The organism is Halomonas sp. ML-15 (assembly GCF_014779595.1).
Lineage (GTDB): Bacteria > Pseudomonadota > Gammaproteobacteria > Pseudomonadales > Halomonadaceae > Franzmannia.
The window spans coordinates 201,668-218,735 of the sequence record NZ_JACXZT010000001.1 but is presented as its reverse complement, the minus strand read 5'-3'; the positions used below and the strand labels follow the sequence as shown (position 1 = coordinate 218,735).

Genomic DNA, 17,068 nt, shown 5'->3' with positions numbered 1-17,068 from the left:
AGACGCCTACGCGCCATGGCCGACCAGAACAGCGATCAGGAAAAGACCGAAGAAGCCACGCCGCGACGCCTGCAGAAGGCGCGCGATGATGGTCAGGTCGCGCGTTCCCGTGAGTTGACCACCTTCATGCTGCTGCTGGGCGGCGTGATCGGCCTCTATACCATGGGGGCGATGCTCTATGACCAGCTGGGGCTGGCCATGGAGCAGGCGTTTCTGTTCGAGCGTCGGCACGCCTTCGAGGTAATGCCGATGTTGACGCACATATTCAATATCGGCCAGCACACGCTGCTGACAATGCTGCCGCTATTCCTGCTGCTGATGCTGGTGGCGCTGGTGGCCCCGGCGCTACTCGGCGGTTGGTTGATTTCGGCCAAGTCGCTCAAGCCGCAGTTGTCAAAGCTCAACCCGCTCAAGGGCCTCAAGCGGATGTTCGGCGTGCAGGCGGTGATCGAGCTGCTCAAGGCGATCGCCAAGTCGGCGCTGGTGGGCGGTGTGGCGTTGACCTTTCTCTACACCAACCGCGGCAGATACTTGAGCCTGATGGATCAGCCGATCCAGCAGGCCCTGGCCAGTGCCATGCAGTTGGCGGCGCTGGCCTGTGGGCTGGCTATCCTGGCACTGGTGGTGGTGATCCTGATCGACGTGCCGTACCAGCTCTGGAGCCATGCCAAGAAGCTGCGCATGAGCAAGGAGGAGGTCAAGCGCGAGCACAAGGAGACCGAGGGTGACCCGCATCTCAAGGCGCGGATCCGCTCCCAGCAGCAGTCGATGGCGCGCAACCGCATGATGAGCAAGGTGCCCGAGGCAGACGTGATCGTCACCAACCCGACCCATTACGCGGTGGCGCTGAGCTACGACGATGGGCTGATGTCGGCGCCGCGGGTGGTGGCCAAGGGGGCCGATGCGGTGGCCGGCAGAATCCGCGAGCTAGGCGAGGAGCACGGGGTGCCGCTGCTGGAGGCGCCGCCGCTGGCAAGGGCGCTCTATCACCATGTCGATCTCGACCGTGAGATTCCGGCTGAGCTGTATACCGCGGTGGCAGAGGTCCTGGCCTGGGCGTTCCGCCTCAAGCGTGCCCATGACGGGGTGGAGGAAATGCCAGATACGCCCAGTGACCTGCCGGTCCCGGCTGAACTCGATGCCAAGGCGCCGAATGGCGCGGCATCTGGAGAGAATGATGTTACCGAGGAGCCTCGATGAGAGCGCTGACTGATCTGCTGGGCCGTCGCGACTGGATGGGCGACGTGCACATGAAACTGCTGGCCGGCCCGATCCTGATCCTCATGATCCTGTCGATGATGATCCTGCCGCTGCCGCCATTCGCACTGGACATGTTCTTCACCTTCAATATCGCGCTAGCGGTGATGGTGCTGCTGGTCAGCATGTTTACCCAGAAGCCGCTCGACTTCGCCGCTTTCCCGGCGATTCTGCTGTTCACCACCCTGCTGCGGCTGTCGCTGAACGTGGCTTCGACCCGCGTGATTCTGATGGAAGGGCATAGCGGTGGAGACTCGGCGGGCAAGGTGATCGAGGCGTTCGGCCAGTTTCTGGTCGGCGGCAACTTCGCGGTTGGCCTGGTGGTGTTCCTGATCCTGGTGATCATCAACTTCATGGTCATCACCAAGGGGGCCGGGCGGATTGCCGAAGTCGGCGCTCGCTTTATGCTGGATGCCATGCCCGGCAAGCAGATGGCCATCGACGCCGACCTCAACGCCGGTCTGATCGGCGAAGACGACGCCCGCAAGCGGCGCGCCGAGGTGGCTCAGGAGGCCGATTTCTACGGCTCCATGGACGGTGCCAGCAAGTTCGTGCGCGGCGACGCCATGGCCGGCCTGGTGATCATGGTGGTCAATATCATCGGTGGCCTGCTGATCGGCATGCTCCAGCACGGCATGGATTTCGGTAGCGCTGCGCGTACCTATACCTTGATGACCATTGGCGATGGCCTGGTGGCGCAGATCCCGGCACTGGTGATCTCCACTGCGGCAGGTGTGACGGTATCCCGCGTCACTACCGATGAAGATGTCGGCCAGCAGATGATCAGTCAGCTGTTCGTCAATCCCCAGGTGTTGATCCTGGCAGCCTGTGTGATGGGCATGCTGGGTATGGTGCCGGGGATGCCTAACTTCGTGTTCCTGTTCTTTACTGTGCTACTGGGCGGTCTGGCCTGGTGGCTGATGCGGCGTAAGGAGACCGAGCTGGCCGAGCAGGAGATCAGCGCTGCACCGCCACCACCACCCGAGGCACCGGAGGCCAGTTGGGACGATGTGCAACTCGTCGATACCCTGGGCCTGGAAGTCGGTCATCGCTTGATTCCGCTGGTCGATCATCGCCAGCAGGGCGAGCTGCTGGGGCGCATCAAGAGCGTGCGCAAGAAATTTGCCCAGGACGTCGGCTTCCTGCCGGCAGTGGTGCATATCCGCGACAACCTCGAGCTGGGTCCCAACACTTACGTGATTTCGCTGAAGGGTGTCGAGGTAGGACGCGGCGACGCCTTCCCGGGCAAGTGGCTGGCCATCGATCCGGGCCAGGTGTCGGGTCACGTCGAGGGCACCGCGACCACTGATCCGGCGTTCGGCCTGCCGGCGGTGTGGATCGATACCGCGCAACGCGAGCACGCCCAGGTGTATGGCTATACCGTGGTCGATGCCGGCACCGTGGTCGCCACCCACCTCAATCACCTGCTGCATCGTCACGCCAGCGAGATGCTTGGCCGCAGCGAGGTGCAGCAGCTGCTCGACAAGCTCGGCGAGGACAATAAGTCGCTGGTCGAGGATGTGGTGCCCAAGGCGATCACCCTCACCACCCTGCAGCGGCTGCTGCAGAACCTGCTCGACGAGGATGTGTCGATTCGCGACATGCGTACCATTCTCGATACCCTGGCCGAGCATGCCGGTCCGCAGAGCGATGCCGCCAGCCTTACTGAGGTGGTGCGGGTGGCGCTGGGTCGCTCGATTACACAGCAGTGGTTCCCCGGCGACGAGGAGCTGCACGTGATCGGCCTGGATGCCAACCTCGAGCAGGTGCTTATGCAGGCGATGAACAACGGCGGGGCCCTGGAGCCCGGCCTGGCCGATACCCTGATGGCCGAGACCGAGCAGGCGCTGAGCCATCAGGAGATGGCCGGCGAGCCGCCGGTGCTGGTCGTGCAGCACAACCTGCGCGCGGTGCTGGCGCGCTTCCTGCGGCGTCGCCTACGCCACCTGGTGGTGCTGTCCCAGGCCGAGATTCCCGACGATCGCACCCTGCGTGTCACCAGCACGGTGGGAGCCCGCGGATGAGCCGCCTGCTCGATCATGTCACTAAATGCCAGCAAGCGAGGACTGTGCGATGAGTGTTCAACGGTTTCTCGGCGTCAATAGCCGCGAGGCGATGCGCCAGGTACGCGCCGCCCTGGGCGACGATGCGCTGATCCTCTCCAACCGCGACGTCGAGGGTGGCGTTGAGGTGCTTGCCCTGGCCGACGAGGCCCATGGCCGGATGACCTCGCCGAATGAGGCGCCGTCGCCCTCCGCTGAGACGTCTTCCCGTGAGCCAGTGGCAGGGCTGCGCTCTCCCGCCGATGCGTCGCGCCAGGCGCGGGCCTATGCCAGCCAGGCGGCGGCGCGCACGGCAGCGCCGCGTCAAGCCGAACCGCAGACTCGTCCCGCCGCCGAGCCGACAGCGCCCGCTCAGCCAGATTTTGCTGCGCTCAGCGAGCGCCTGCTCGGTGAAATGCAGGAGATGCGTGACATGCTGGGGCGCCAGCAGCGCGAACAGCACGGCGATCGCGACCCCCTGGCGCGGCTGTATCAACGCTTGTGGTCGGCCGGGGTCGGTCCGCGGCTGGCGGCTGAGCTGCTGGCCGAACTGCCGGCCGAGCTGGATGCGGCCACCGACAGCGATGCCCAGGACGCCTGGCTGGCACGTCAGCTCAGCGCACGCCTCAGCGCACCGCGTGATGAAGCGGCGCTGCTCGATGAAGGCGGGGTCATTGCCCTGGTCGGCCCCACCGGGGTTGGCAAGACGACGACGACCGCAAAGCTCGCCGCGCGCTACGTGATGCGTCACGGCAGCGACGGTGTGGCGCTGGTGACCACCGACAGCTATCGCATCGGCGCCCATGAGCAGCTGCGTATCTATGCGCGCCTGCTGGGCGTCGAGGTGCACGCACAGGACGCCGACGCGCCGCTCGACGAGACCCTGGCGCGGCTTGCCGATAAACGCCTGGTGATCATCGATACCGTCGGCATGAGCCAGCGCGACGGGCGTCTGGTGCAACAGATCGAGCAGCTCTCCGCCAGCGGTCGCCGAGTGCGGCTGCTGCTGTTGCTCAACGCCGCCAGCCATGGCGATACGCTCGAGGACGTCATTGTCAGCTATCGTCAGGCGGCGCGGGCGGCCAACAATCGCCTCGATGACTGCATTCTGACCAAGCGCGATGAGGCGGCAAGGCTGGGGCCGCTATTGGATAGCGTGATTCGCCACGGCCTGTCGCTGCACTATGAGTCGCATGGTCAGCAGGTGCCGGAGGACCTGAGCCTGGCCGACGCGGCGGCGCTGGTCGCCGAGGCGCTGCGGGTCGAGGGAGATTCGCCGTTTACCCCCGAGTTCAGTGCGCTGCGCGAGCCGGCGGCGAGTGGCCAGAAGCGCCTGACGGCGCTGTCGCGGGGGCTGTTGGGCCAGGGCCGAGCACTGCGGGCAGCGCTCGATGCGCTACGCGCTCATCAGCCCGGCTTTGCGCTGGTCGAGGGCGCCTGGCAGCTGGCGTGCCAGCCCCTGGAGCGCCAGCGCGGCGCCCTGGATGGACTGCATGCCGCTCAGCTGGCAGCGGCTCGTGAGACCGGTGACAGTCACGGATTGACCCTGCTGTGGGGCACTCAGCGGGTGAACGGCTGCGACTGGCGGCTGCCGTGTGGAGCGACCAGCGCCGATGGTCGGCTGTTGGCCAGCGGCTGGCAGACCCAACGCCTTCCGGCGGGGGATCTCGAGCGGTTCGAGTGGAGCGCTCAGCAGCTGGGGCCTGAGGCCCACGTGCTGGCCTCCTTGCCGACGGGAGATGCGCTGAGCTGGCTCAGCGCCTGGCAGCTGCCGTGGTTGGCTGCAACCAAACCGAACCAGCGAGTGCTGGTCGACGGCCAGCGGATCCCGGTAGGTGCGCTGGTGACGCAGGCGTCGCCACACAGTGAGGTGACAATTCGCCATCAGGGGCGACGCTTGTCGCTGGCGCTGCATCAGCTGCCGGTCAGCCATGCCGCCCGCAGTGGCCTGGAGGTGCCGCCGCTATCGCTGTTGACTGCGATACCAGTGGATCTCGACAGCGGTAAGCGACTGGCATGCCGCTACTGGCTGACATCACTAGCATCCGATACTCCGCCGCAGTCGTTGATTGCCCAGCAGCTGATGCTGGCGGAGATGCCTGGCTTGACGCGTCGGGCCTGGCAGGGCGTGATCGACGCCGGTTTCGGCGCCGGCGACGCCGAGCTGCGCTTGCAGCTTGCTTACGGCTTGGCCTGCGTAGCGCTCAATCTGGCTCAGGACGAGGGCGAGTGGGCGATGGATGTGCGCGCTCAGTTGCTGACACTGCTGGGCAGTAAACGCAGCCGGCAGGCGGCGTCCCTGCTCGATGCGTTGATCCATCTGTTGACGGCGCGGGATGTCTTCCGTGAGGTGGCCGCCTGAGATGTCGAGCATGTCGTTCAAGGATCAGGCGGCAGGGTTGCGCCAGTGGGCGGGTGAATCCTCCGCTGCGGAGCCGGTGGCGTCATCGCCGCCCGGGGCGTCACGTACCCGGCAGGTCGAGTCTGCCATGGCCCGGCGTACCCTGATGGTGGTAGGACTGCCTGCTAACGATGCGGCACCCGTCTACCGTCTGCTGGAGTCGTGGCGGCGTCAGGGACAAGCCTGGGTCGGCGAGCCAAGTGCCTGGCGAGTGGTGCCGTTGACCACTGACAGTCACCACCTGCCCGTGCTGGCGGAACAGCAGATGCGCTGGGCGCTATGGATCGACAGCGATCCCGAGGCCTTTCGGCGTAGCTACCGTTTGCTCAAGCAGCTCGCCGAGCGTGGCGGGCCGAGCTGTCTGATGGCGCTGCATCCACGCCTGAGCACGTCACGCGGCCTGCTCAACAATCTGCGTCAGGCCGCCGCCGAGTTTCTCGGCATCCGTCTGTTGTTGGTAAAGCCCGGCGCCGCGGGGAGCGGTACATGAGGGCGGCGTGGGTGCCCAGACTGGGTGCGCTGGCTGTGCTGGCTGCCTGCGCGCAGTGGGGCATGGCGGATACCGCCGCGGTGTCGGGCAGCTGGATTGCCGAGACCGATGGCGTACGAGTGGCGGTACCCGGTCGCGACACGCATAGTCGGCCGCTGGCGCCGGGGCCAGGCGTCCCGGCGCGGGCGCAGATTTCCCAGGTGGGCTGGCAGTACGCCACGCCACCGGGCACGGCGTACCAGGCCTGGCTATGCCATCCGCAGCGTTGCATGCGTCTTGGCAGCTCGCGGGGTCGCAGCGAGGCGCTGGCGGGACTGTCAGCAAGCGAGCCGTTGACGTTTCGCTTTCGGCTTGGGGCGGGGAGCCGGCCGGCACAGATCAGCGAGCTGCAGGTGTTCGTCGACTATCGTCGGCCGGTCGAGGCAAAGGCGCAAAAAACCGTCGGGCAGTGAGGCTATTCTTGGCATGGCGGTTTGCCCCATCGCGGGATAATGCCAGCATGATGGCTCTGCCCCTAGGGGTGCGATTCGATTTCCAGGTTGACTGAGGTCGCAGCGATAGCGATGTACACGGCAAAGGGCAAGATCGATCAAGGCGCACTGCTTGAGCAGTATCTGCCGCTGGTGCGCCGCCAGGCGCTGGCCATGCAGGTCAAGTTGCCGGCGAGCGTCGAACTCGACGACCTGATCCAGGCCGGCATGGTCGGGCTGCTCGACTGTCTCAATCGTTTCGATGCGGGGCAGGGGGCGAGCTTTGCCACCTATGCCAGTCAGCGCATTCGTGGGGCGATGATCGATGAGCTGCGCAGCCGCGATTGGGTGCCGCGCAGCGTTCGGCGCAATGCGCGAGCCCTGGACGAGGCCCTGCGGCGAGCCGAGCAGCGCCTGGGGCGTGCCGCCGAAGAGCAGGAAATCGCCGACGAGATGGGCGTCGAACTTGCTGAGTACCATCAGCTGCTAGGCGACACCAACGGCGGCCAGTTGCTGCCCTACGAGGAGATGGTGGCAGAGGGCGTGGAGCCGGGGAACGGCGAGGGCGCACCGCCGTCACCCTTTGCTGCACTGGTCGATGGCGAGCAGCGCCAGCGATTGGTAGAAGCGATTGAACAGCTCCCCGAGCGCGAGAAACTGCTCCTGGGCCTCTACTATCAAGAAGAGCTCAACCTCAAGGAGATTGGCGCGGTACTCGGCGTCAGTGAATCGCGGGTCTGCCAGCTGCACAGTCAGGCAGTGACGCGTCTCAAGGCGCGGCTGACCTGATCCCTGGCGGACCGCGACGTCCGCTACTCCTCCTGCAGGCTGCTCATCAGCGCCTGCGTCTCCTGCAGCGCTCCCAGATAGGCCGTCCTCAACTGCGCATTGGGCGGCATCCCTGAATCTTCTGCATCGAGAGCGACGAAGGCCTGGTAGTCGCGGGCGATGGTCAAAATAGCGCCGAGCTGGCCACTGCCGTCGCGAATCGCGGCGTTTATGGAATCGCTCAGTTCGACTTCGTCGAGCAGCGCGCTCATCCCGATTCCCAGCATGGTGTCCATCAGCGAGAACAGGCCGGTGGTGAAGGCGTCTTCCGGATCGAGCTGGGGGAAGGGCGCGGCCAGATGCTTGCACATGGTGGCGCGGGTCAGGGCGTGCTTGAGCGCCAGGCGTGACACCGGGCCGTTCTGGGCCAGCATCACCGTGGCGACCAGGGTGCGCAGTTCATTGATACCGAGCACGTGCAGGCTTCTGCGCAGGCTGCTACCCCCAGTCTGGGCGTAGTAGCTTGAGTTGGCGCGTTTGATGACGATCAGGTACAGGTGTGGGTCCTGAGCGATCATGTCAGCCAGGCGCTCGGTGTTGACCATCTCGCGGTAGAGCTCGCGAATCAGCTTGATCTGAATGCTGGGATTGCTGCGCCGGCTCGCGGTGGGAGGGGCAACATTGCTTGGCTGGGCGAAGAAGAACCCCTGCAGTAGCGAACAGCCGGCCCGACGCGCGGCGTCTATCTGATCGCGGGTTTCGAGGCGTTGGGCGAGCAGCTGGCAGTCGGCGGAGCGGAAGGCGTCGAGGCGCTCGGATGTGATGCCCTCGTCGAGACGGAACTTGATGATATCGGCGATACCGCTGAGGGTCTCGATGTCTCCCTGAAGCACGGCGCTGGCGTCCAGGGCCAGCTGGTAACCGCGCTGTTTGATCTGCGCCAAGGCGTTGGTAAGGTCGTTGAGTGGCGTGCCGTCGTCAAGGACTTCGATGACCACATTGTTGGCCGGAAACGGCAGCAGCTCCGGCCGTTCGAGCCACTCTCTGGACACCTTGAGAAACAGCAGCCGTTCACCAATCAGCTTGTCGAGTCCGATCTCGTAGATAGCCATGCTGCTGGCTCGAGCGGTGGCCAGCAGCGGATCGGTGATAGTGGCGCTGTCGTCGCTAGCGCTGGCGCGGTAGAGGAGTTCGTCGCCGATGTGATGTAAATCGGCATCGCACACCGGCTGCAGCGCAATGCAGTAGCTGTCTTCGGCAAGGTCATCGCTGGCGATCGCGTTGGCCAGAGGAGTGTCGCTGCGTGATGGCACGTTGGTTCCCTGCGTTCGATCCGGTCGGGCCCCGATGGCGGACTGTCATGCCTCGTTCTCATCCTGGGGGATGAGTAGGATACTACTCGTCACCGTCGACACTGACAATTTGGCTAGTGCGAACTAAGGGGCGTTGGCGCCGGCCACGGTGAACGCCTCGCATGCCGAACGCATTTCCACTCAAAAAAAACGGCCACCCGGGAGGGTGGCCGTGTGATCAGCATATCCAGCCCATTCAGGCCTGCTGCGAGCGACCGCCGCGCCGACGGCGTGGCGCGCGGGTGTCATCAGCGCTGCGGCGGGGTTGGTCGTTGCGATTGCCGCTGGCACGCTGGCCGCCACCGTTGCCGCGTTTCTGCTGGCCGCGACGGCCGTTCTCGATCGGCTCGGGCTTGGCGTTGGGGTCGGGCTCAAAACCGGGTTCGATGTGCTTCTCGAGGTCGCGCTTGATCAGCCGCTCGATGCCCTTGAGCAGGCCGTGCTCGTCGACGCAGACCAGCGATACCGCTTTGCCCTCGCTACCGGCACGGCCGGTACGCCCGATGCGGTGCACGTAGTCTTCGGCAACATTGGGCAGTTCGAAGTTGACGACGTGGGGCAGCTCGCTGATATCCAGGCCGCGGGCGGCGATATCGGTGGCGACCAGCACTCGCAGGTCGCCGGCCTTGAACGATGCCAGCGCCTTGGTGCGTGCCGACTGGCTCTTGTTGCCGTGAATCGCCATGGCCGGGATGTCTTGCTTGGAGAGCTGCTCGGCGAGCCGGTTGGCACCGTGCTTGGTACGTGTGAATACCAGCACCTGGTTCCACTGCTGGGTGCTGATCAGGTGGGCCAGCAGCTCACGCTTCTTCTCGCGGTCGACCTTGTAGACGGCCTGATCGACCAGCTCGGCGGTGGTGTTGCGACGCGCCACCTCGATCATCTCCGGGTTGTTCAGCAGGCCGCCGGCGAGACGCTGAATCTCGTCGGAGAAGGTCGCCGAGAACAGCAGGTTCTGGCGCTGCTTGGGAAGCACGCGGAGGATCTTCTTGATGTCGTGGATAAAGCCCATGTCGAGCATGCGGTCGGCTTCATCGAGCACCAGGGTCTCGATTTGCGACAGATCGACGTGCTTCTGCTGATGCAGGTCGAGCAGTCGGCCCGGCGTCGCCACCAGGATATCCAGGCCGCCGCGGATGGCGTCGACCTGGGGCTGCTGGCCGACGCCGCCGAAGATCACGTGGGAGCGCAGCTTGAGGTAGCGGCCATAGCCGGTGACGTTCTCGCCGATCTGCGCGGCCAGCTCACGGGTTGGAGTCAGCACCAGCGCACGGATCTGACGCGGCTTGGGGCGCGGGCCGTCGGCGAGGCGCTGCAGCAACGGCAGGGTGAAGCCGGCGGTCTTGCCGGTGCCGGTCTGGGCGCTGGCGAGCATATCGCGGCCCTGGAGCACCGCAGGGATCGCTTTCAGCTGAATGGGCGTAGGGGTGGTGTAGCCCTGTTCGTCAACAGCGCGCAGCAGTTCGGCCCGTAGGCCGAGGTCGGAAAAGCTCATGCAAACTCCGGATATCACGAGGTGACCGCTCGCCTCTCCTGGGTGTGAGAAGCGTGAGTCCCGGGACACATCGTGGGAAAAATCGATGACAGGCGCGGCAAGAAGGGACCGTGAAGTGCCGCAGCGCGTCATGATGACAGACATCGCGTTGTCTTGCACTAAAGGATTAGCTGTTTCCAATGCTATTGCAGGTGGGTGGCACCGCTCGGGCTGATCCGTCGACAGGCCTGCGAGGAGGCGCTGTAAACCATCCCTGGGCGCTACCGATGCCATCCCTGGCATCGAAACCTCCTCTTCGGCCTGTCCCCGGCGCCCTTCGCTTAGGGGCAATTGCTCCCTTACTGACTAAGGCCGGCCTGCAGGCGCGCCAGGGTGGCATTGGTAATGCCGGGGATGGCTTCCAGCTGCTCACGCGATAGCGCGCGCAGTGCTTCAATGCTGGTCACGCCGGCCAGCAGCAGGCGGCGGGCGGTGACCGTACCGACACCGTCGACGGCAGTGAGCGGGGCGGCATGGGCGTCGAGGAAGGCGTGCTGCTGGTCCTCGCTCAGGCCATCGCAGGCGCCCTGCTGATAAAGCATCAGGGCCAGACCGGCCATGCCCTGGCGGATTCGCGCCAGCGGCGGCAGCTGGATCTCGGGGTGCGCCTGGGTCAAGGCTTCGAGAGCGACGATGTCCTCGAGGGCTTGGCCCAGCAGGGCGCGCTTTTCGGTGGTGTCCTGGCTGTCGATGGCCTGGGTGAGGGCGTGCTCGACCCGCTCTGCTCGGGCCTTGAGGTCGAGGGCCAGGGCGTGCTGCTGTTGACGCTGATCGTCCATGTCATGAGTCCTTTGGCGGGGTGGTGAACACCTCAATAGCCTAGCGCAATTCCTGCAGGCGGTCGGCGAGTTGATCGGCCACCGCGTCCCAGCTGTGGCCCAGCGCGCGAACCAGGGCCGGGTAACCGTCGGCATCGAGGGTGGTGATGGCGGAAAATGGTTCCAGGGTGACGACCTCGCCTTGCGCATCGCGCAGCTGCCACTCGCCGCGGGCGATGGCGCGCCCATCGTATCGTCCCTGGAAATGGGTGACGTCGAGACGCAGTTCATAGGCGCCGTCACGGCGTCCGTCCTCGCCCAGTACCTGGGTATCCGGCAGGCGCTCGGCGAGCCGCTGGCGGAGACCCCGCTGCAGTTGGCGCGGCAGGTCCTCGGCCCAGAGGTGTTGGCGGGCGCGGTTGAGGGTGATGTCGTCGAGCTGCATGACGATGCCCTCGGCATCGAGGTAGTCAGTGATCCGGACCCGCGCGACGACCAGTCGCTGGCTGGGAGCCTCGCCGCGGCTGATCGGGGGGGATTGGGCGCCCTCCGGCAGACTGTAGCGCTGGGCGCTGGTGCCGCCGCCGCTGGCGCAGCCGGCCAGCAGGACGAGGATCAGCAGCAGCGTGGCGGTGGCAAGCCAGCGTGGTCTGAGCGGAGTGGAGCGGTCGCATGAGCGAAGGTTCGGCACGTGGTGATCTCCCTGTCAGGCGGCACGGTCGAGGCCGTGCCGCTGGGCGCTATCATGGTCTATCGTGCGTCAGTTTTCATCAATCGCGCGGCGCTCGAGGTTCCGGGTCATCACCGCTGCGGCGATCGAAGATCAGTGCGCTTGGCTGCTCGCTGATGGTTCGGGCGGCGGGCTGCAGGTCGCGCATCAGACGCTCGAGGCGCTGCATGGCGCCCGTCAATTCGCGATAGGCGTCGGATTCTGGCGACAGACCGGAGAGCGTCTCACGCAGTTCGATCAAACTGCGATTGAGGTTGTCCGGCATCTCGCGGGTGGCCGGATCGTCGGCGATGGCCTGGAAGGTACCGGTCAATTCGCGGACCTCTTCGAGCATCGCTTCGGACTGCGCCAGATTACGGTCCAGGCCGCTGAGAATCGGTTCGATCTCGAGGTTGTTGAGCTTGTCGAGCAGGTTGCCGACCTGGGCCTCGATCTGGGCAAACCCGCCAGAGGTGGTGGGGAATACACGACGCTCCTCGAAGACCTCGGCGATATACTCGCCCTCCAGGTCACGCTGGAAGTTGAGGTCGACGAACATGGCGCCTGTCAGCAGGTTGCCGGCCTTGAGCGAGGCGCGCAGACCGATGTCGAACAGCCGCTCGAAGCGCTCTTCCCACTCGTTGAGGTCGAAATTGGCGTCGTCGTCATCATTGGCGAGGCGCTGTGGTTCGATTCGCACCAACACCGGGATCGCGAAGCCCTCACGTCCCTCCGGTTGGGTGGCGCTGAAGTTCCAAGGCACGCTGGCGACGGTACCGATGCGTACACCGCGGAACTCCACCGGGGCGCCGCGGGACAGGCCGCGCACAGTGTCATCGATCAGCAACACGTACTCCAGATAGCGATTGAAGCTGCCCTGTTGGGCGCTGTCCTCGTCGGGATAAAGATTGAAGGTGGTGTCGGGCTCGACCATCGGGCCTAGCGGAACGTCCTCGGGCACGCCGAAGGTCACGCCGCCACCGAGCAGGGCTTCGAAGGACTCGACGTTGACGCGCACCCCCTCGGAATCGAGACGCAGGTCGATGCCGCTGGCCGACCAGAAGCGGGTACTCTCGGTGACCAGTACGTCGTAGGGGCTCTCGATAAACAGACGCTGGCGCATCTGGCGGTTCTCGGCGTCGAACTCGGTGGCCTCGACGCGGCCAACGGTGTAGCCCTGATAGGTGACGGGATCGCCTAGCCGCAGCGAGTTGCCCAGTTGGCTAAGCAGATTGATGCGAATGCCCTCGGCGTCCTGCGCGGCCACCGGCGGTTGATCGAGTACATCGAACTCGCGACGCGGCGACGCGCTGCTGCCGGGCTGAAGCTGTATATAGGCGCCGGATAGTACGGTGCCAAGGCCGCTGATGCCCTCACGGCCGATGCGTGGCTTGACCACCCAGAAGCGCGAGTCGTCGACCAGCATGCGCTCGGCATCGGGGCTGATGCGGGCGATGATTTCAGTGCTGCGCAGGTCGTCGGAGAGCCCCACACGCTCGACGCGACCGATTTCGACATTGCGGGTCTTGATCAGGGTGCTGCCGGCCTCGATTCCCTCGGCATTATCCATCATCAGGGTGATCTGGGTGCCGCGCTGCAGGTAGTTGTCGTAGGCCAGCCACAGGCCGATCAGCAGGGCCACGATGGGGACGATCCAGATCGGCGAGATGCGCCTCTGGCGGCGACGCTTGGCCTTGTGGACGGGGGCGGCGGGGCGGTCTTCGGTCATCGGGCGGTTCCTGGAGCGTCGGGCTCGGCGGTGTCGGCGTGTTTACTCTGCGGGTCGTCCCAGATCAGGCGTGGATCGAAGGTCATGGCGGCGAGCATGGTGAGGACGACCACGGCACCGAAGGCCAGGGCAGCGGGCCCGGGGGTGATCGACATCAGGGCCCCGGCGCGGATCAGGGCCACCAGCATGGCGACCACGAAGACGTCGATCATCGACCAGCGGCCGATGAACTCGGTAATACGGTACAGCACCGTGCGGGTGGCGTTGCTGAGTTCGTCGCTGCGATTGATCATCAGGCATAGCCAGGATAGTGCCAGGATCTTGCCCACCGGCACGATCACGCTGGCCACGAAGATCACCGTGGCCACCGGCCAGTCGCCCATCTGCCACAGCTCGACCACGCCGCCGATGATCGTCGACTCCGAGGTATGGCCCATGGTGGTGGTGGTCATGATCGGGTAGAGGTTGGCGGGAACATACATCACCACCGAGGCGGCCAGCAGTGCCCAGGTACGCTGCAGACTGTGGGGCAGGCGGGCGTGGAGGCGTTCTCCGCAGCGCCGACACTGGCCATGTCCCTCGGCGGTCAGACGATTGATAAGGCCGCAGGTGGGGCAGCCGGTGACTTTCTGCGGGGCGGCAGTTTCTCCGGTGCGCACGCCGCGTGGCGCCAGCGGTTCACCGGCCAGCGAGAACCACATCCAGTCCGAGTCCACCGACTGGGTGGTGTAGAGCAGCAGAATGGCGAAGGCACAGAAGGCCCAGAACGCCATGCCGAATTCGATCTGGGCCATGCCGGCGACCTTGATCAGGCTCACCAGGGCGCCAATGATGAAGACATCGGCCATCATCCAGGGGTGCAAATGCGACAGCGAGCGTGCGATGCCGCGGCTGAACGGCAGCGGCTGGCGTTTGAGCAGTCCGTACTGCAGCCAGATCATGCCGCACAGGTAGACCGCCGGCAGGACGATGATGGTCAGTGCCACGGCGATCGCCACCAGCGGTTGATGAAAGCCGATCATCGTCGAGGCGGTCTCGGAGAGTTCGATACGGTTGCCGATGCCGCCGACTTGAAAGCTGATGAAGGGAAAACTCACCGCCATCATCAGTGCGATCAGGGCGCTACAGGCCAGGGCCATGCTGCGCTGGGCGGGGCGATGGTGGCGCTTGCTGAGGGTATGCCCACAGCGCGGGCAGTCGGCCCGCTCTCGGGCGCGCAGCGGCGGTAGTGCAACGACCAGGTCGCATTCATGACAGGCACGCAGGCGCCGCCGCGTACGCAGCGGTGGTTGAGATCCTCGAGCCGTGTCGAAGGCGTTGTCGGTCATGGGCAGCGGTACCAGCCAGGCGAATCGGGGGAGAGTGGTGATTCATGGCATTATGCCGATTGAGACACCACAGTTAAACATTCAATCTTGAATGTACCGTGCAAGCGCGGGCGCGGTGCAGAGGATAGGAAATAGGCATATGACGATATGGCTGCCGGCAGCGGCGGTTGTGGTGGGGTTGGTGATCCTGGTGTGGAGCGCCGAACGCTTCGTCGACGGCGCCGTGGCGACGTCGCGACACCTGGGCTTGTCGCCACTGCTGATTGGCATGCTGGTGATCGGGTTCGGTACCTCGGCACCCGAACTGATGGTTTCGGCGTTGTCCTCCCTGCAAGGCAGCCCGGGCCTGGCGCTGGGTAACGCCTACGGCTCCAATATTGCCAATATCGGCCTGATTCTGGGCCTGGTGGCACTGATGTCACCGCTGGCGGTGCACTCCCAGGTGCTGCGGCAGGAGCTTCCTATATTGGGTGCGGTCACCCTCCTGGCGGCCTGGCAGCTGCGTGACGGGGTGATTACTGCCGTTGAGGCCGGCGTATTGCTGGCCGCGCTGGCGCTGTTTATCGGTTTCAGTATCTGGCGCAGCCGACAGCGCGGCGCAGAGGATGCCCTGGCCAGCGATACCGCCGAGAGTCTCGAGCAGCAGTCGATGTCGCTGCTGCGCGGGTTATTCTGGACGCTACTCGGTCTGGCGCTGCTGATCGTGAGCTCGCGGATCCTGGTCTGGGGCGCCGTGGACATTGCCGCGGCCTTTGGCGTCAGCGATCTGATCATCGGCCTGACGGTAGTGGCGGTCGGTACCTCGCTGCCTGAGCTGGCCTCGTCGATCAGTGCGCTGCGTCGCCGCGAGCACGACCTGGTGCTGGGCAATGTGGTGGGCTCCAACCTGTTCAACACCCTGGCGGTGGTAGGGCTGGCCGGGGTGATTACACCGATCGAGGTAGGATCCGAGGTGCTGGCCCGGGACTGGTGGGTGATGGCGCTGATGACCGGGCTACTGGCGCTGTTTGCCATGGGCTGGCGCGGGCGTCCGGGGCGCATCAACCGCTACGAAGGGGCGACACTGCTGGCGCTGTTCGTTGCCTATACCGGCTATCTGGTGAATAGCGTGATTGCCGCCTGATCGTCATATGATTGCCGTCTAATTGCCATGCGATGGTTGTCTGGCTGTCATCTTGGCCGCCTAGGGTAGTGCCCCGTAGACCCTATTACGACGAGGCACTCCCATGGCATTTCCCCATGCAATGTATCGCACTCTGCTGAGCACCGGCGCCGCCGGCCTGGTGCTCTGCTCCTCCCTGGCCAGCGCCGACCTGGCACCGCGCTTCAGCGACGCCGATGGTGACATGGTGGCCGATGCCCCCAGCGATGAGTCGCAGTGGGTCGATCCGGACACCCTGGTCTTCGCCTATACCCCGGTGGAAGATCCGGCGGTCTATGCCGAAGTCTGGGCCGATTTTCTCGAGCATATGGAGGAGGTGACCGGCAAGCGGGTGCAGTTCTTCCCGGTGCAGTCCAACTCCGCCCAGCTAGAGGCGATGCGCGCCGGGCGCCTGCACGTGGCAGGCTTCAACACCGGTGGCGTGCCGGTGGCCGTCAACTGCTCGGGCTTCGTGCCCTTTACCATGATGGCCTCCGAGGACGGCTCCTTCGGCTATGAGATGGAGATCATCACCTATCCGGGTAGCGGGATCGAAAGCGTCGAGGACCTTGCCGGCCGCAATCTGGCCTTTACCTCGCCGACGTCCAACTCCGGCTTTCGCGCACCGTCGGCGCTGCTTCGCTCCGAGTATGGCCTCGAGGCCGACGAGGACTTCGAGGCGGCGTTCTCGGGGAGTCATGACAATTCGATTCTTGGCGTGGTCAACGCTGATTACGACGCCGCCGCTATTGCCAACTCCGTGGCCACGCGGATGATCTCCCGCGGCGTGGTCGACGAAGGCGACTACGACATCATCTATACCTCGGAAACCTTCCCCACTACCGCCTATGGCCATGTCCATAACCTCCACCCGGCACTGGCCGACAAGGTTGTCGAAGCATTCGACACCTTCGAGTGGGAGGGCAGTGCGCTGGAGGAGGAGTTCGCCAACTCCGGCGAGTCCCAGTTCATCCCGATTACCTATCAAGAGCACTGGGCGGTGATACGTACCATCGCCGACGCCAACGGCGTGACCTACGACTGCGACTGATCGCTGCGATCAGATAATGGCTGCGCCGCCGAGAGATG

General features: G+C 65.1%; 14 protein-coding genes. 8 read left to right on the top strand and 6 right to left on the bottom strand.

The genetic code is table 11. From position 1 onward, the window contains the following. Positions 1 to 15: 15 nt before the first annotated feature. The 6 genes from flhB to IEI94_RS01025 all read left to right on the top strand — a co-directional run bounded on the left by flhB (position 16) and on the right by IEI94_RS01025 (position 7,449). A complete protein-coding gene (gene flhB, locus IEI94_RS01050; protein WP_191164722.1) occupies positions 16 to 1,200 on the top strand; it encodes a flagellar biosynthesis protein FlhB in 1,185 nt (394 codons plus the stop codon). After that, on the top strand, positions 1,197 to 3,281 hold the full coding sequence (gene flhA / locus IEI94_RS01045; RefSeq protein ID WP_191164720.1) for a flagellar biosynthesis protein FlhA: 2,085 nt from the start codon (positions 1,197 to 1,199) through the stop codon (positions 3,279 to 3,281). Before flhB ends, flhA begins: the two co-directional genes overlap by 4 nt. A gap of 49 nt (positions 3,282 to 3,330) precedes the next feature. Further along, positions 3,331 to 5,661, top strand: coding sequence for a flagellar biosynthesis protein FlhF (gene flhF / locus IEI94_RS01040; RefSeq protein WP_191164719.1), 2,331 nt, complete (start codon positions 3,331 to 3,333; stop codon positions 5,659 to 5,661). 10 nt (positions 5,662 to 5,671) lie between these two features. Next, positions 5,672 to 6,190: a hypothetical protein gene (locus IEI94_RS01035; protein WP_224749851.1), complete on the top strand. Its 519-nt coding sequence runs from the start codon at positions 5,672 to 5,674 to the stop codon at positions 6,188 to 6,190. Then, positions 6,187 to 6,642 carry a flagellar protein FlhE gene (locus IEI94_RS01030; protein WP_191164715.1) on the top strand — a complete coding sequence of 152 codons (456 nt, stop codon included), beginning with the start codon at positions 6,187 to 6,189 and terminating at the stop codon, positions 6,640 to 6,642. Before IEI94_RS01035 ends, IEI94_RS01030 begins: the two co-directional genes overlap by 4 nt. A 111-nt stretch (positions 6,643 to 6,753) precedes the next feature. Further along, the gene (locus tag IEI94_RS01025) at positions 6,754 to 7,449 is read left to right on the top strand and encodes an RNA polymerase sigma factor FliA (protein WP_191164713.1); all 696 of its coding nucleotides are present in this window, start codon (positions 6,754 to 6,756) and stop codon (positions 7,447 to 7,449) included. 23 nt (positions 7,450 to 7,472) lie between these two features. Here the strand turns inward: IEI94_RS01025 and IEI94_RS01020 are convergent, their stop codons facing one another. The 6 genes from IEI94_RS01020 to IEI94_RS00995 all read right to left on the bottom strand — a co-directional run bounded on the left by IEI94_RS01020 (position 7,473) and on the right by IEI94_RS00995 (position 14,838). Continuing rightward, entirely contained in the window at positions 7,473 to 8,741 is a 1,269-nt protein-coding gene (locus tag IEI94_RS01020) for an EAL and HDOD domain-containing protein (RefSeq protein ID WP_191164711.1), read from the bottom strand. 235 nt (positions 8,742 to 8,976) lie between these two features. After that, entirely contained in the window at positions 8,977 to 10,275 is a 1,299-nt protein-coding gene (locus tag IEI94_RS01015) for a DEAD/DEAH box helicase (RefSeq protein ID WP_191164709.1), read from the bottom strand. Positions 10,276 to 10,613: 338 nt separating this feature from the next. Then, complete coding sequence (locus IEI94_RS01010; protein WP_191164707.1) at positions 10,614 to 11,093, bottom strand: helix-hairpin-helix domain-containing protein; 480 nt, start codon at positions 11,091 to 11,093, stop codon at positions 10,614 to 10,616. Positions 11,094 to 11,133: 40 nt separating this feature from the next. After that, the gene (locus IEI94_RS01005) at positions 11,134 to 11,763 is read right to left on the bottom strand and encodes a membrane integrity-associated transporter subunit PqiC (protein WP_191164705.1); all 630 of its coding nucleotides are present in this window, start codon (positions 11,761 to 11,763) and stop codon (positions 11,134 to 11,136) included. Between the two features lie 79 nt (positions 11,764 to 11,842). Then, on the bottom strand, positions 11,843 to 13,510 hold the full coding sequence (gene pqiB / locus IEI94_RS01000) for an intermembrane transport protein PqiB (RefSeq protein ID WP_191164703.1): 1,668 nt from the start codon (positions 13,508 to 13,510) through the stop codon (positions 11,843 to 11,845). Further along, complete coding sequence (locus tag IEI94_RS00995; protein WP_191164701.1) at positions 13,507 to 14,838, bottom strand: paraquat-inducible protein A; 1,332 nt, start codon at positions 14,836 to 14,838, stop codon at positions 13,507 to 13,509. The genes pqiB and IEI94_RS00995 overlap by 4 nt, the downstream gene beginning before the upstream one ends. A 145-nt stretch (positions 14,839 to 14,983) precedes the next feature. Between IEI94_RS00995 and IEI94_RS00990 the strand changes: the two genes are divergently transcribed. Both IEI94_RS00990 and phnD read left to right on the top strand, forming a co-directional pair. Beyond that, positions 14,984 to 15,961, top strand: coding sequence for a calcium/sodium antiporter (locus IEI94_RS00990; protein WP_191164943.1), 978 nt, complete (start codon positions 14,984 to 14,986; stop codon positions 15,959 to 15,961). A gap of 103 nt (positions 15,962 to 16,064) precedes the next feature. Further along, positions 16,065 to 17,030, top strand: a complete 966-nt coding sequence (phnD, locus tag IEI94_RS00985; protein ID WP_412030887.1) for a phosphate/phosphite/phosphonate ABC transporter substrate-binding protein — start codon at positions 16,065 to 16,067, stop codon at positions 17,028 to 17,030. The last annotated feature ends 38 nt before the right edge of the window (positions 17,031 to 17,068 follow it).